This is a genomic window from Mucilaginibacter sp. KACC 22773, assembly GCF_028736215.1.
In the GTDB taxonomy this organism is placed as follows: Bacteria; Bacteroidota; Bacteroidia; order Sphingobacteriales; family Sphingobacteriaceae; genus Mucilaginibacter.
In genome coordinates, this window is the sequence record NZ_CP117883.1 from 4,279,406 (window position 1) to 4,292,627 (window position 13,222).

The window sequence follows — 13,222 nt, forward strand, 5'->3', positions numbered from 1 at the left end:
GTAGAGTTTTAAAACATACGGTTTAAAGATTAAAAAAGTGACACGGAAGAAACTGAAATAATGTCCGGACTACTAAACCGTAATCCGGACATTTTATAATTAGATTAAAAAAAATTATTAGTTAGAAAGTATTGCCCCAGCTCCTTTTTGAACTATAGCAGGCACGTTTGCAGCAGCGTCGAGCACTGCGCTGTAACTATATTCGGGTACCCATGTAGATAATGCGGTTGTTATATCGTTTGCACCACAATTTGAATAAATGTTGGTGCTTACCCCGCTAAAGTATCCCGGAGGGTCGCCGGCAAGGTTGGTACTTATTGGTTTATGGCAGCCTGAAAAATATTCGTTATCTGTACGGACAATTCCGTTAGCCCTTGCACCCAAACTATAGCTACTGTTATTCAAGTGATAGTTATTGAATACATGTACACGGCCATAGTTCATATCGGGCTCCCGTTCGCTAACATTATACCAAAAATTGTGGTGCAGCGTAACATGTAAATGACCAATATCTGACTCATGTCCGGCAATACCACCACTTATCAGGAGCGACAAATTTGTATCGTGAAACCGGCTCCAGGAAACTGTAACAAAATCTGAAGCCCTTGTTATCGCTATGTCTTTACCCCAATAATCCCATCCATGACTACGATCCGTAGAAAAGTCGCAATGATCAACCCAAACATGCGTAGTTGAAAACTTGATCATCAAAGCGGCATCTGTTACATAATTTTTAAAGGTTATATTTTGAACAATTATATTGTTAACTGTAAACATGTACAGTGATATACCTGTTATTGTTGCTCCTGGCTGACCGATAATTGATTTGTTGGATGATACATACACCGGATCATCACCCGAGCCTGCAATTGTACCACTTACGTATACTATTTTAGGAGCACTGCCCGATAGTGCTGTTTTTAAAGCCGCCAGTGTCGATACTGTTACGGTGGCACCTCCGGCACCTCCTGTTGTTGTGCCATTATACATTGCATAACCCATTAATGCCGATGTTACACCTGTTTTAGTTGCCGAACCAGTGGTAGTAGTAGTTGTTGTTGGGGTAGTAGTTGTTGTTGTGCCACTTGCAGATCCGCCAAAAGTGTAAGTGTACTTGCGTCCATTTGTTGCCGGGTTTGTATTATCAGACGCCGAGAAATATAAACTGGTGCCCCAATGGCTAAAACGCCCTTTACCAAGGTTACGTATATCGTCATGTAACGAGTGCGCGGGACTTAGCTCAACCCCATTTTCAAACAATCTCAGTGTTGATGCTGTAGGTGCCGTATTGGAATCACCAGAGCTACTTAACGGGTAAGTAGTTTTATAGGCATACCCACCATCCGACTTAATACCGGTTAAATTTACAGCATAACTTGTTCCTGTAGTTGCTGTTGTAGCAAATGAAGCCGAACTTGCTGTTAACTGGTCTTGCGACAAATTATCAGGAGTATCCTGCGTTCGTTTACAACTGCCAAAAAAAATAATTGTACTTAGTACCAAGCTGAATACAGCCATTTTGTTGTAGTGTTTTTGTGTTTTTTTCATGCGTTTTTAATTTTGGCTTTTCAAACGAGACTGTGTTTGAAAAATTACGATTAAAAATTTTCCGCGATGAATAGACTGGGTTAATTAAAAGTACAAAAAGGGGGTTTATTACAACCTGAGGCTATAAAAAAGTGTAAAACTTAATTGTAAAGAAAGTGTATAAATTGCACACTTCGTGACATTAAAATGACAAAACTATTTTTTTTCAGGACAATATCGCCGATTGGGCACCAATTTCAACTTCGTAAAACTGTTTATACCAGGAAATAAAACGGGCTACTCCTACCGAAACGGAAACCTGGGGTTTATATTTTAAAACTTCATCCAAATTGGAAACATCGGCACAGGTTTCGCCTACATCGCCGTCTTGCATGGGCTTTAGTATCTTTACCGCCTTAATACCAACCTGGCTTTCAATCTCACTTACAAAATCAAGTAGTTTAACAGGTGCGCCCCTGCCTATGTTGAAAACCCTGAATGGCGCCGCTGATGTGGCAGGATCGGGATGGCAGGCATCCCAGGTGGGATTTGCTTTGGCCGGCCCGTCAACTACATGGACGATACCTTCAACAATATCATCAATGTAAGTAAAATCACGTTTCATATTACCATTGTTAAAAACCTCAATTGGTTCGCCTGCCAATATAGCCTTTGTAAAAATAAATAACGCCATATCGGGCCTTCCCCACGGGCCATAAACTGTAAAAAAACGCAATCCTGTTGTTTTTAAACCAAACAAATGGCTATAGGTATGTGCCATCATTTCATTTGCTTTTTTTGATGCAGCATATAACGACACCGGGTGATCGGCAATATCGTGTTCACTGAATGGCATTTTTTTGTTCAACCCGTAAACGCTTGACGAGCTTGCATAAACCAGGTGCCCTATTTTAAAATGCCGGCAACATTCCAGGATGTTAAGAAACCCTTTAATATTTGAATCGATATAAACTTCGGGGTTTGTTAAGCTATAACGAACGCCTGCCTGCGCAGCAAGGTTGCATACCGTATCAAATTCACCGGCTTTAAAGATGTCTTCCAATAATTCGCGATCCATCAAATCTGCTTTTATAAACGTGTAGTTTGGATGTTTTATGCTTTTAATCGGTTTGCCATACTCAATGTTTGCTGCATAAATACCGGTATTTTCAAGCCGGGCATATTTAAGCTTTACATCGTAATAATCGTTTAAATTATCTACACCAACCACGGTGTCCCCTCTTTCGAGCATTTTTTGGGCCAAATGATAGCCAATAAAACCAGCTGTACCGGTAATTAAAATTTTCATGAGTATGAGTTTAAGTTTTGGAAGAATGCTTGCTGTTGAACCAGGTGCCTGGCAGATTTTATGGCCCTTATGCTTTCCGACTGGAGTCGATTCTGGCCCTGATTTTATTGGGTTTTATTGTAGTTGCTATAATAAAACCCAATAAAATGTATTGTGAAGAAGATGTTTGGTGTTGCGATCACGAAATGCTTTTTTGCATTTGCAAATACCGTATAGTATAGAATATTGCCAGCTTATTTCATCTTATAGCTATATTTTCTGCCGTTATTGAGTGGGCTGGTGTTATCTGAAGTTGAGAAATATAGTTCATCGCCCCAGTGACTAAACTGTCCGAGCCCATACACCCTAATAGACTTGTGGTTAGAATGTGCAGGAGATAATTCGACACCATTTTCAAAAAGGCGCAATGTTGAAGTGTTTGGTTTGTCATTTGAATCGCCGATAACCGGAAGGTGATATCCAATTTTATAGCAATACCCCGAGTCGGATCTCAAACCTATTAAACTTATTGGTATTAAAGCAGCTGTATCCGTTACCGTATTCGAGGTATCTTTAACGTATATGATAGAGTCGTGTACTAACCTTACCGTATCATGTAAGACAGATGATGGTGATAAAGCTGCTTTTTTGCAGCCGCCAAATAATGTATTACCTATTGCCAGCGCAAACAGGACTAATACTTTCAAAAAAGGTTTGATTTGTGGTTTCATGATCGTTTAATTAAGATGAATATTTGTTACTTTAAAGAAATCTATTTTATAAGGGACGTCATTATGGAATGGATAAAAACCTGTGGGCTTCTGCCATCTAAATAATGCTGATTTTGCTCCTGGTAATGAGCTGTTGAATTCAATGCTGTTCTGATTGCATTTGTGAGTTCGCTTTCGCTGTTTATATCGGCCTTAAAAACACCCTCTATATCCTCAATCCCGCCGGCACATTTGGTGCATACAACTTTGGGATTCAGGCTCATCATTTGCAGCAAAACGTTAGGAAAACCTTCTTTGATAGATGACACAACACACGCCCTGGAAAGTTTAAAATATGGCATTGGGTTTTCAACCCACCCCTTCAAAATTACGCGCCCGCTCAATTGGTATTGGGCAATTAATTTTTCGAGAAGGCTCCTTTGAGGGCCATCGCCAAAAATCAGCAATTTCAAGCCGGGGAATTCTGCCTTCAATATATTGAAAGCAGCTATTAATATTAAAAAGCCTTTTTCGGGAATCAATCGCCCGGCCGCACAAATAAATTCAGTTTCGGCATCTGCGTCATTTAATGCAGCCTTTGCATTAACAATATTTTGCTTTATATCAAGCGGATTTGGCTGTACTATTAGCGATTCGGGAATAACAAACGAAACATTTTTTATAAAATCACAGCGCATTTGTTTTGTTTGGCAAACAACCAAATCAACAGCAGGGTATCCTAAACGATAAGATAGTTGATAACTCCACTTTTTAAGGCCGCTGAACCGTGTAAAAACAGAAGTGCACTCTCTTACAATTACTTTTGATTTTAAAAATCCTATACGCTTCAACAAACCCAGATAAGCATTTAAATAAGGGTGTGTGCTAACAATTACATGACCTGTTCTGAATGCTTTTAATGCCTTTATAACACCCAGAAAGCCAATAATTAGGCTGTTTTTTGTAACGTACGTAACGTTTAGTCCGAAAGGAATTTTAAGGCCTCCTTTAGCTACTTTTTTTAAAAATATAAGGGGGGCTTTACTGGTTGCTGCGCACATTAGCAAAATATTTTCTGCCCCGTTTGCCTGGTCAGACATGGACACAAAAACTAACTTGTATGTATTGGGTTCCATTGCCAAAATTTGAGGTTCCTTATTTTTCCGATAATTTTTTTTAACGGTCCCAGGGCACTGAATACTTTTCGTTTTCCATCAATAACCATTAAGCCGCCCGCAAAATTTATAGTATGCAACCCCTTATCATATGGCGGCTGCGGCAGTAATTCAAACGCTGTTTGATATTGAAATTCTGTTTCGCTTATATTGGTTATTTCATTTATCATTACCGACCCGCCATAACATTTTTCGGGGTTTTGAGTGGGCATGTAGAGTCTTTGGTCAACTATAAACAACCTGCCGGCTGATCGGTTAACATTAAAAGCAACATTTATTGGGTTTAGGCTATGTGGTTTAAAAGGAGCATCCAGGCCATCGGCATGAAAAATATAAAGTTTTCCGGGCTTACGGGACATACTGCTAAACAGCCAGTATTTATTTTTGAAATAAACTATTGAACTATCAACAAAAGCCTCCCCCTCTAACAATAATCTTATTTTTTTAAACCTGCAGGGGTCTTTTTCGTCAATCTGGTATAAAGCAACTTGCCTGGCCGTTGCCGTTTCAGGGATGCAATAAAGTTGATTCTGAACTGTAAACAAGTAAGGATATGACAAATGTATAGCATCGTTAACGATGCCTTTGACCTTTTTTTTGTTTTTAAAAAGCATATCGTCCGTCATCATGATTTCGCCCTTGCCTTTCCAAAAATTCAGCTCTTCATAATAAAGATGTGTTTTACCGTTTACCTGTATTACAAAAGGATCTGCCGCATAATCAACAGTATCCTCAGTAAGCCAGTTAACATCTCCATTGAGTTTTTGCGTAAGAATGAGATTTTCCGGAGTTTGGCGTAGATAACCAATATTCCACCTATCGTATAAAAATATTTTATCCAAAAGTTTGCTTATCGTTTCGGTTATTTTCATACCCTTACTATTTTTTTTATAAATGAGTAAACAACAACCAATATTGGTAAGTAGTCGTTTTCAAGAACCAGGGTGCCTCCAAAGCTGTCTTTGAATTGATTAATCTTCGCAAGCGACTCATCCGAAGTTTGATAAGCGTAGCCGCCGAGATCGTAGCTCTCAAAACCTTGCTGTTTAAAAAAACACATGTCTTTAAAGTGTAATAGCCTGTTGGCGCGGCCGATAACCGCTCTTGATTGCTTGTCTGATTCGTTTCTGAAAAGCGACGCAGAGTGTAACAGCCGTACCCTTTTCAATGTATTATCGCGTAGGTAGGCGTGCATTACAACATCCTGTCCATTATAAATTGCTTTTGTAATTACCAGGGACGATTGATATTTATAAAAATCTTTTGTTAGTTTTTTAAGCTGTTTTGTTTCGGCAAAGGAATTATAGAATTCTATGAAACGCCTTAAACCTGTTTCCATCACGGTAATAACGCCATCTTTAATGGCACGTCTTATTTCGTATGTTGTATTCTGTTCAAAGCCAGCTTCAAAAGTTTCTTTTGAAACCCTTAGATCAATTATTTTGGTATAAAATGATTCTTTTAAATATCCCGGGATAAAGCCGCTATATGAACTTTGTTTATAAGAGCTACACAAACAATTCCAAAAGTTGGGCTTGTGGGCAAACCATATTACGTTGTACGGTATAACCCTAATTAAGGAACTTTTAACTTGTACCATGAAAATATATCTTTTTTAAACCGGTTGATATTTAAAAGACTTGGAGGCTGTTTGGCTTTTTAACCATTGCGTAAAAACTAACAACTTCCATATCTGTGGAAACCGATTCCACTTGCCATCCATGTGTTGATTGACCATTGCCAATGCCTTTGGAGCGTTAACCCCCGGAATATTTTTGAGCTCGTTTAACGTGAGGTGATCCATTACATAATCTTTTAGCTCGTTTCTAAACCACCACTGTAGTGGTACAGTAAAACCTGACTTTGATCTGTTAAAAAATTCGGGGGGGACATGTTGATATAAAATATCCTTTAAAATCCTTTTTTGATGTCCGTACTTAAACTTATAGTCATCGGGCAGATTTTGCGCGAAAGTAACTACCCTATGATCCATTAATGGGGCGCGCGCTTCAATTGCAAACGCCATTGACGCACGATCTACTTTTGTATTGATATCGCCATTCAAATAGGTCTTAGTGTCGAAAGCCGACATTTGTTGCAAAATACTAAGAGATTTCATTGACCAGATATCCATAAATGGCACTTCCAATCCCTTTTCAGGGTGGTCAAGCCAGGAATATTCTAAGCCACCGAGCATCAAACCATATAATGAGCTAATTTTTGAACTACAAAGCCCCAAGGCAATCAATTGGTGACGATAGTTTGGCGATAAACTTATAACCCGGGCTAACTGCTTTCGCACCGAAAGCGGGCAGCTAAATAAATGGTTAACCATATTAAACCACTTATACCGGCTATACCCCATAAAGCTTTCGTCGCCCCCATCTCCGCTTAAAGCAACGGTAACGTATTTTTTAGTGTATTTGCTCAACAATAACGTTGGTATTGCACTTGAATCTGCAAATGGTTCATCGTAATATTCGCCAAAGTTTTTAATTAACTCAATACCTTCCCCACTGCTGCATTCAATTTCATGATGGTCTGTTTGTAAATAATTGGCAATTTTTTTTGCGAATATGCTCTCGTCAAACCCCTTTTCGTTAAATTTTATGCAAAAGGTTTTTACTTGTTTGTTATGCTGTACCGCAAGTGCCGTTATTAATGAAGAATCTATTCCTCCGGAAAGAAAAACACCAACATTAACATCTGCCTGCATCCTGATGTCTACTGCACTGGTTAAAAGACTCTTGAGCGAGGACCTGGCATCAAAATAGGAACCTTCATATTTGTTTACAAAATTGAGATCAAGATCCCAATATTTATTCATCTTAAACGTACCCGTACCTATTGTGAAAGTAAAAGAATGTCCGGCTTCAAGCTTCTTTATCTGTTTCCATGCCGATTTGGGTTCCGGCACATAGCCCCATATCAGATACTCCTTAACTGCCTCTTCATCCAGGCGGGTATTTCTGCCTATGCAAATTTGCGACGGCTGGCTTCCAAATTCAAAATCAAGGCCTCTGTGTGTATAATAAAAGGGTTTTTTACCCAAACGGTCCCTTGCTCCAAACAACTTACCAGAAAGGGTATCGTAAATTACGAAGGCAAACATGCCAATAAACTGATAAACACAACGCTCACTGTACTCAAGATAGGCAGCGGCCAGTACCTCGGTATCCGAATTGGTAAAAAACTGGTGGCCTAAATTTTGTAGCTTTACTTTTAAATCCTTGTAATTATATATTTCGCCATTAAATACAACTTTAATATGCCTGTAGCTAAAGGGCTGGTTTGACCTGTGGTCCAAATCTACAATTGCGAGACGGTTATGGCCTAAAACAACCGGGCCAACACGTTCAAAAGCAGAGTAATCCGGACCGCGAAAACCCACCCTTTGTAGTTTGGCAACAATTACCTCGTCTGGGTATTGGGTAGTTGCCCCATAAATTCCACACATATATAAATGATTAGGTTATAAGGTAAATAAGCTTAGTTTAGTATAAGCATTTCGTATGATTTACCAATTTTATCAAGGGCAAAGCGATTATAGATATCGGCTTTTATCTGTTCATGATGCCAGGTTTGATTGCAGGCACGGATAATATGTCTTTTTAAATTCACTACGTCGTTTTGCTCAGCAACAAATCCATTAAAGCCCTCCCTTATTAATTTGCTAATACCTCCAACACGGAAAGTAACTACAGGAACTCCAACTGAGAGCGATTCGAGCACTACGTTTGGAAAGCCCTCAGTAAAAGAGCTCAAAACCAACAGGTCGTTCCTGGCAATTTGCAGCGCAACGTTGCTTATTTCGCCAGTAAAAGTTACCCGGTTGCAAAGATTGTTTTGGCAAACAAGTGTTTTTAGCTCTTTCATTAAAGGCCCGTCACCAACTATTGTTAACACATAATTTGTTGGGAGGTCTTTAACAATTTCAAGCAAACGAAGCAGTCCTTTTTCTTTTCTTAACCGGCTTACAACCACCAGGCGTTTTAATCCCGATATGCTACGGCCATTTTTGAGCAAATGTGACGGAAGAATCGGGTTATGAATTACAGTTAATTTTTTAACGGGAATGTTGTAACACACAGCCATTTCGCGAAGCATCTCCTCCGATTGGCATACAATAAAATCGAAACGAAAAAACAAAAACCTGGTGAAAAAATTATAAAACCTGGCTTTAAAATCATAGTACTGACGCATTTGAAAGGGGTTATTTGAGGCCCTGGCTATTAAGTTAGGTACCTTTACAAAGCAACCCACCATTGCGATCAAAATGTTTATATGGTCGGTTGTTGAAAAAACAGCATCTGGCTTTTCATCTCGAAGCAATTTTAATAGCTTAAAAAATGACTTTGACGCCTTAATGGTATTCAAGTTGATAAAACGGATCCCTTTTATATCAGCAGAAAAACATTGATGATGACCGCTCAAATAAACAACCGATACATCATACTTTTCGTTGTTAAAATACTGGGAAAGCAGCCAATAAACGCGTTCAGAACCGCCGGCTCCAAGGGAACCAACTACCAGGAAAATTTTCTTTCTCATACAGGGGCCGTGTTAAAATTTAAGGTGATTTTCTATCAGGCAAGTAAAATATCGTTACCGGTATCTGATGTAACGTTGTATTGAAGTATTGCGAAATACAAAAATATTGTTGGCCCATCTACGCTTAACAGCCAACCATTATGCGATAGTGCATTTATTGAAATAGCAAAAAAAGAGAAAAATAAAGCCAGATATAGAGGCTGATTTTTTTTATGAATATTTTTAACTGTATTCCAAAAAAGGGAAAGTATACGATAATAAATTGCCCCTAATAATCCCAAACCTAAAAATGGCCCCAATAAGGTAACAAACATCAAATAAGCGTTATGCGATGACAAACCAAAAGGGAAAGAAGGATTTCGATATGTAACTTCATCCCAGGTTTTTCCATAAAATATTAGCCCAAAGGGATAATTTGCTACTATTTTAAGATTTTCTGCTGCCAGATCTGCACGATTAAAATCATTTGCTTCCTTTGCAGCATTTTTTGACAATATGTTATTCTTATTGTCGAAATTGCCTTTTAACATGTATGTATAAGCTGCAAAACATACCAGAATGGTAATTATGAGCAAAAAAACAGCCTTGTATCGGTAGTAAATAATCAAAAATATTGCTGTTGCTGCACAAAAACTTATAAATGCCGACCTGTTCATGCCAAGATAAATACAAATCAAACAAGAACACAGCACAACTAATTTAATGAGTAAATTTTGCTTAAAAGTAAATGCTGCCACCAAAATCATTGTGGTAAAAGCCGCAACCTGGTAACCAAAAGTAAACTGAGTTATTGACAGTCCTGAAGGGCTTTGTTTAACCTGTTCATCAAGCATTGCAATCCTTATAGGATCAATAATCGATGCATAGTTGTGGTCAAGTATCATGATGATCATTGACACCATCAACAGTAAAAAAAACAATACTATCGATGCAACGAACCTGCTTCTGCTGGAGCCGACAAAATAATTAAAATATAGCGCACATATAAAAATTGTAATTAAGGTGGCAAAAAAAGAGCGATAATCATTCATTCCCACTATATTGTATAAAAACAAGGCAGTGATAAAAAAAAGCATCTCTTTATAGTATAAAAACCGTGTTGCAGGTTGCCCTGCAAAAAAAATAAGGGGCAAACCAAATACAGCAGGCGCGGGTATTTTCACTGTCTCTGTCATGAATATGCCAAATGCAAGGACATATAGATAGAAAATGACAAAACAATAAACCAAAAGCTTTTTAAGTTCCATAAAAGATCGCAGCTTATTTAAGTAATCTTTTAAGGGTGCTTAATATAATTCTGATGTCCATCAGGAAATTTCGATTGTCAATATATTCAAGGTTTTGAAATATTTTTGACGGCAAAATTGTATTTACATAAAGCCTCTCCGGGTCTTCGGCAGTTGCCAAAAGCTCATTCTCATTAAAGTATTTGATAGAGGCCCAGTCGGTTAAACCTGGCTTTACACTAAGTACCCTTAATTGCTGAACGCTGTAAATTGCAACGTACTTACTTACTTCTGGCCTGGGGCCAACAAAACTCATATTGCCAATAATAATATTTATCAATTGTGGCAGTTCATCCAGTTTATATTTGCGAAGCCAATACCCCACGGTGGTAATCCTAAAATCGGCGTATCCAATGGTTAACAAGCCTGCCCTATCTGAAAACTCATACATGGTTCTGAATTTAAAGAGGTTAAAATCCGAACCATTTTTGCCGATTCTGCGCTGTACGTAAAATACGCTTCCTTTTGAATTGAATTTAACAGCCATAGCTATTATAATTAATAACGGGGTTAAGGTTATCAATAAAATCGAAGCAAAAATCAAATCGAAAATTCTTTTTAAAATCATTTCAAAAATCTGTTATTGAGGAAGTTTTCAATTGGCTAATTTGCTTGTTTACAGCATTTTTTACAGTTTGTATTATAAAATCCACTTCTGTATTAGATAATTGGGGGTAAATGGGGAGTGAAATTTCATTTGCGTACTGAGCGTAAGCTACTGGGTAGTCTGCAATGTTGTAACCTAATGATTTAAATAAAGTTAACATAGGTAATGGTATAAAATGAACGTTAACACTTACGCCTTGCTCTGTAATATCTTCTATAATCTGGTCTCGCTGCGACTCAGATATTCCCCTGATTCTTAAAGAGTAAAGATGATACGAAGACTCGCGGTTCCCATCAATAAGTGAGGGCGCCATAAACCAGTTCATTTGCCTAAAGCTTTTGAAATATTTTATTGCAATCAGCTTTCTTAAAGGAAGCAATAACTGCGTATATATTTTTATTTGGGCCAGGCCAATTGCGGCGCATACATCGGGCATATTTATTTTAAGGCCCTGAAATAATATATCATACTTCCACCCCCCACCGTTCGATTTAGTGAATGCATCTTTAGTTTGCCCATTCAGGGTAAACATTTTCAAATACCTATACTCATTTTCAATATTGAAGGTTGCCGGCAAATTCAAACATATGGCCCCCCCCTCTGCTGTTGTTATATTTTTAACGGCGTGAAATGAGAAAATAGCAATATCGGCTTCCCTTGAGGCTGCAACTCCATGTATCGTAGCTCCCAGGGAATGCGCAGCATCGGCAATTAGCAGTATTCTGCCCAGTGTCGTTTGCTTGTCATTTGTCGGCTCAAATAAGTTTACAATTTCGGGCCTGCCTATAATCTCATTTAAAGCCCCGTAATCGCATGGCCAGCCGGCAACATCAACTGCAATAATCGCCTTTGTTTTGCTGGTAATGGCTTTCAAAACGGCTTGTGTAGATATACAACAATCGTTATCAACATCAACCATTACGGGAGTTGCCCCGCAATGCAGCACGCATAAAGCAGTAGCGCAGTAAGTATAAGCGGGTACAATAACCTCATCTCCCTCTTTTACGCCAAACCATTTTAACATCAGTATAGCGCCCGACGTCCATGAATTTACACACACAGCCGCTTTGGCTGTTGTTAAATTTACTATCTCGTTTTCAAGTTCGGCTACCTTAGGGCCGGTAGTTATCCATTTAGAAACAAGTGCATCAATAACCTCTTTTATAACAGATTGGTCGATAAAAGGAGGTGAAAACGGAATTTTCATATAAGAGATAGAAATGGAGTGAATAAATTAATTTCAGAAAAATGCTCAGGTTTCTGCCCTCTGCAGGTTAGGTTGGGATTTTTTCGGCCTCAACAAGCAGAAAACTTATGTAGCCCCGAATCAGGCGTTTGTATATGCAGAACTTCTCTTTTATGAAATCTACCCAACCATAGTTTATAAATGATAAATCGTCAAGCGAAACAAAGTGCTTATGATACTTTACAATAAAGTCTTCGAGTTCATCAAAGGCACTATCAGTGCAGGTTTCGGGGTGATAGTTAAAAGTCCAGGTATTTTCTGTTTTGGGTTCAACTTCAGATAGTTGTACAGGGATCCAGTTAAACCCGAACCGGACGTAGGGCGATTTTAATAGCCCATCACTTATTACCTTAATATCGGTATACTTCTCCAGCGCCATAAGTGTGTTCCTGTCAAATGTATGTGCCGGTGCTATAAACAATGAAGGGCGAACCTTTTCACGACGAAATATTGCAGCGGCAGCTTTAATCTTCTGCTCTTGTATCTGTGATGGTAAGCCTGCGAATTCTGATCGCTTGTTCATTTTTAGGATTCCAGAGTTTCGATTTACGTAACAGTGATTATATCCGTGCATCCCCATAATATACCCTTTACTTTGAAGCCCGCGTACCATCGGCCAATAATTTGAATTGAATTTTCCGCGGCTTTTTAGTTTGGGGTCCTTGTTATCAGGTATTACAGCAATTATTGGTTTAATTTTATACTTGTCAAACAACCTAAAAAAACGCTGCCATTTATCTATATCATTAGTTGGACACAAATCGTCCAAACGGATTAAATATTGTAACATATGATTAAGATTAAATTCGAATGAAAAATTTGCCGGCATCAT

At 38.5% G+C, this 13,222-nt stretch carries 12 protein-coding genes; all 12 read right to left on the reverse strand.

The window, feature by feature from the left end; all coding sequences use genetic code 11:
- Positions 1–117: 117 nt before the first annotated feature.
- Positions 118–1,548 (reverse strand): pectate lyase family protein, encoded by a 1,431-nt coding sequence (locus PQ469_RS17410; RefSeq protein WP_090652492.1) that lies wholly within the window; start codon positions 1,546–1,548, stop codon positions 118–120.
- A 205-nt stretch (positions 1,549–1,753) separates the two neighbouring features.
- A complete protein-coding gene (locus PQ469_RS17415; RefSeq protein ID WP_090652493.1) occupies positions 1,754–2,836 on the reverse strand; it encodes an NAD-dependent epimerase in 1,083 nt (360 codons plus the stop codon).
- Positions 2,837–3,069: 233 nt separating this feature from the next.
- Positions 3,070–3,546, reverse strand: coding sequence for a hypothetical protein (locus PQ469_RS17420; RefSeq protein WP_090652494.1), 477 nt, complete (start codon positions 3,544–3,546; stop codon positions 3,070–3,072).
- 41 nt (positions 3,547–3,587) lie between these two features.
- On the reverse strand, positions 3,588–4,661 hold the full coding sequence (locus PQ469_RS17425; protein ID WP_090652495.1) for a glycosyltransferase: 1,074 nt from the start codon (positions 4,659–4,661) through the stop codon (positions 3,588–3,590).
- Positions 4,637–5,572, reverse strand: a complete 936-nt coding sequence (locus tag PQ469_RS17430) for a glucosamine inositolphosphorylceramide transferase family protein (protein WP_274208813.1) — start codon at positions 5,570–5,572, stop codon at positions 4,637–4,639. Before PQ469_RS17430 ends, PQ469_RS17425 begins: the two co-directional genes overlap by 25 nt.
- Positions 5,569–6,300, reverse strand: coding sequence for a hypothetical protein (locus PQ469_RS17435; RefSeq protein ID WP_090652497.1), 732 nt, complete (start codon positions 6,298–6,300; stop codon positions 5,569–5,571). The genes PQ469_RS17430 and PQ469_RS17435 overlap by 4 nt, the downstream gene beginning before the upstream one ends.
- A 15-nt stretch (positions 6,301–6,315) precedes the next feature.
- Positions 6,316–8,157: an asparagine synthase (glutamine-hydrolyzing) gene (gene asnB, locus PQ469_RS17440; RefSeq protein ID WP_274208814.1), complete on the reverse strand. Its 1,842-nt coding sequence runs from the start codon at positions 8,155–8,157 to the stop codon at positions 6,316–6,318.
- Positions 8,158–8,189: 32 nt separating this feature from the next.
- Complete coding sequence (locus PQ469_RS17445; RefSeq protein WP_274208815.1) at positions 8,190–9,251, reverse strand: glycosyltransferase; 1,062 nt, start codon at positions 9,249–9,251, stop codon at positions 8,190–8,192.
- Between the two features lie 35 nt (positions 9,252–9,286).
- On the reverse strand, positions 9,287–10,498 hold the full coding sequence (locus PQ469_RS17450; protein ID WP_274208816.1) for an O-antigen ligase family protein: 1,212 nt from the start codon (positions 10,496–10,498) through the stop codon (positions 9,287–9,289).
- Positions 10,499–10,511: 13 nt separating this feature from the next.
- Positions 10,512–11,105 (reverse strand): sugar transferase, encoded by a 594-nt coding sequence (locus PQ469_RS17455; protein ID WP_274208817.1) that lies wholly within the window; start codon positions 11,103–11,105, stop codon positions 10,512–10,514.
- A gap of 1 nt (position 11,106) precedes the next feature.
- On the reverse strand, positions 11,107–12,351 hold the full coding sequence (locus tag PQ469_RS17460; RefSeq protein WP_090652502.1) for a DegT/DnrJ/EryC1/StrS family aminotransferase: 1,245 nt from the start codon (positions 12,349–12,351) through the stop codon (positions 11,107–11,109).
- A gap of 67 nt (positions 12,352–12,418) precedes the next feature.
- Entirely contained in the window at positions 12,419–13,222 is an 804-nt protein-coding gene (locus tag PQ469_RS17465; RefSeq protein ID WP_337993739.1) for a DUF2334 domain-containing protein, read from the reverse strand.

Bases quoted from the DNA above. Each gene is read 5' to 3' on its own strand.
- PQ469_RS17465 (WP_337993739.1), bottom strand. From the start codon at position 13,222: ATGATGCCGGCAAATTTTTCATTCGAATTTAATCTTAATCATATGTTA.
- PQ469_RS17425 (WP_090652495.1), bottom strand. From the start codon at position 4,661: ATGGAACCCAATACATACAAGTTAGTTTTTGTGTCCATGTCTGACCAG.
- PQ469_RS17450 (WP_274208816.1), bottom strand. From the start codon at position 10,498: ATGGAACTTAAAAAGCTTTTGGTTTATTGTTTTGTCATTTTCTATCTA.
- PQ469_RS17455 (WP_274208817.1), bottom strand. From the start codon at position 11,105: ATGATTTTAAAAAGAATTTTCGATTTGATTTTTGCTTCGATTTTATTG.
- PQ469_RS17435 (WP_090652497.1), bottom strand. From the start codon at position 6,300: ATGGTACAAGTTAAAAGTTCCTTAATTAGGGTTATACCGTACAACGTA.
- asnB (WP_274208814.1), bottom strand. From the start codon at position 8,157: ATGTGTGGAATTTATGGGGCAACTACCCAATACCCAGACGAGGTAATT.
- PQ469_RS17410 (WP_090652492.1), bottom strand. From the start codon at position 1,548: ATGAAAAAAACACAAAAACACTACAACAAAATGGCTGTATTCAGCTTG.
- PQ469_RS17460 (WP_090652502.1), bottom strand. From the start codon at position 12,351: ATGAAAATTCCGTTTTCACCTCCTTTTATCGACCAATCTGTTATAAAA.
- PQ469_RS17415 (WP_090652493.1), bottom strand. From the start codon at position 2,836: ATGAAAATTTTAATTACCGGTACAGCTGGTTTTATTGGCTATCATTTG.
- PQ469_RS17420 (WP_090652494.1), bottom strand. From the start codon at position 3,546: ATGAAACCACAAATCAAACCTTTTTTGAAAGTATTAGTCCTGTTTGCG.
- PQ469_RS17430 (WP_274208813.1), bottom strand. From the start codon at position 5,572: ATGAAAATAACCGAAACGATAAGCAAACTTTTGGATAAAATATTTTTA.
- PQ469_RS17445 (WP_274208815.1), bottom strand. From the start codon at position 9,251: ATGAGAAAGAAAATTTTCCTGGTAGTTGGTTCCCTTGGAGCCGGCGGT.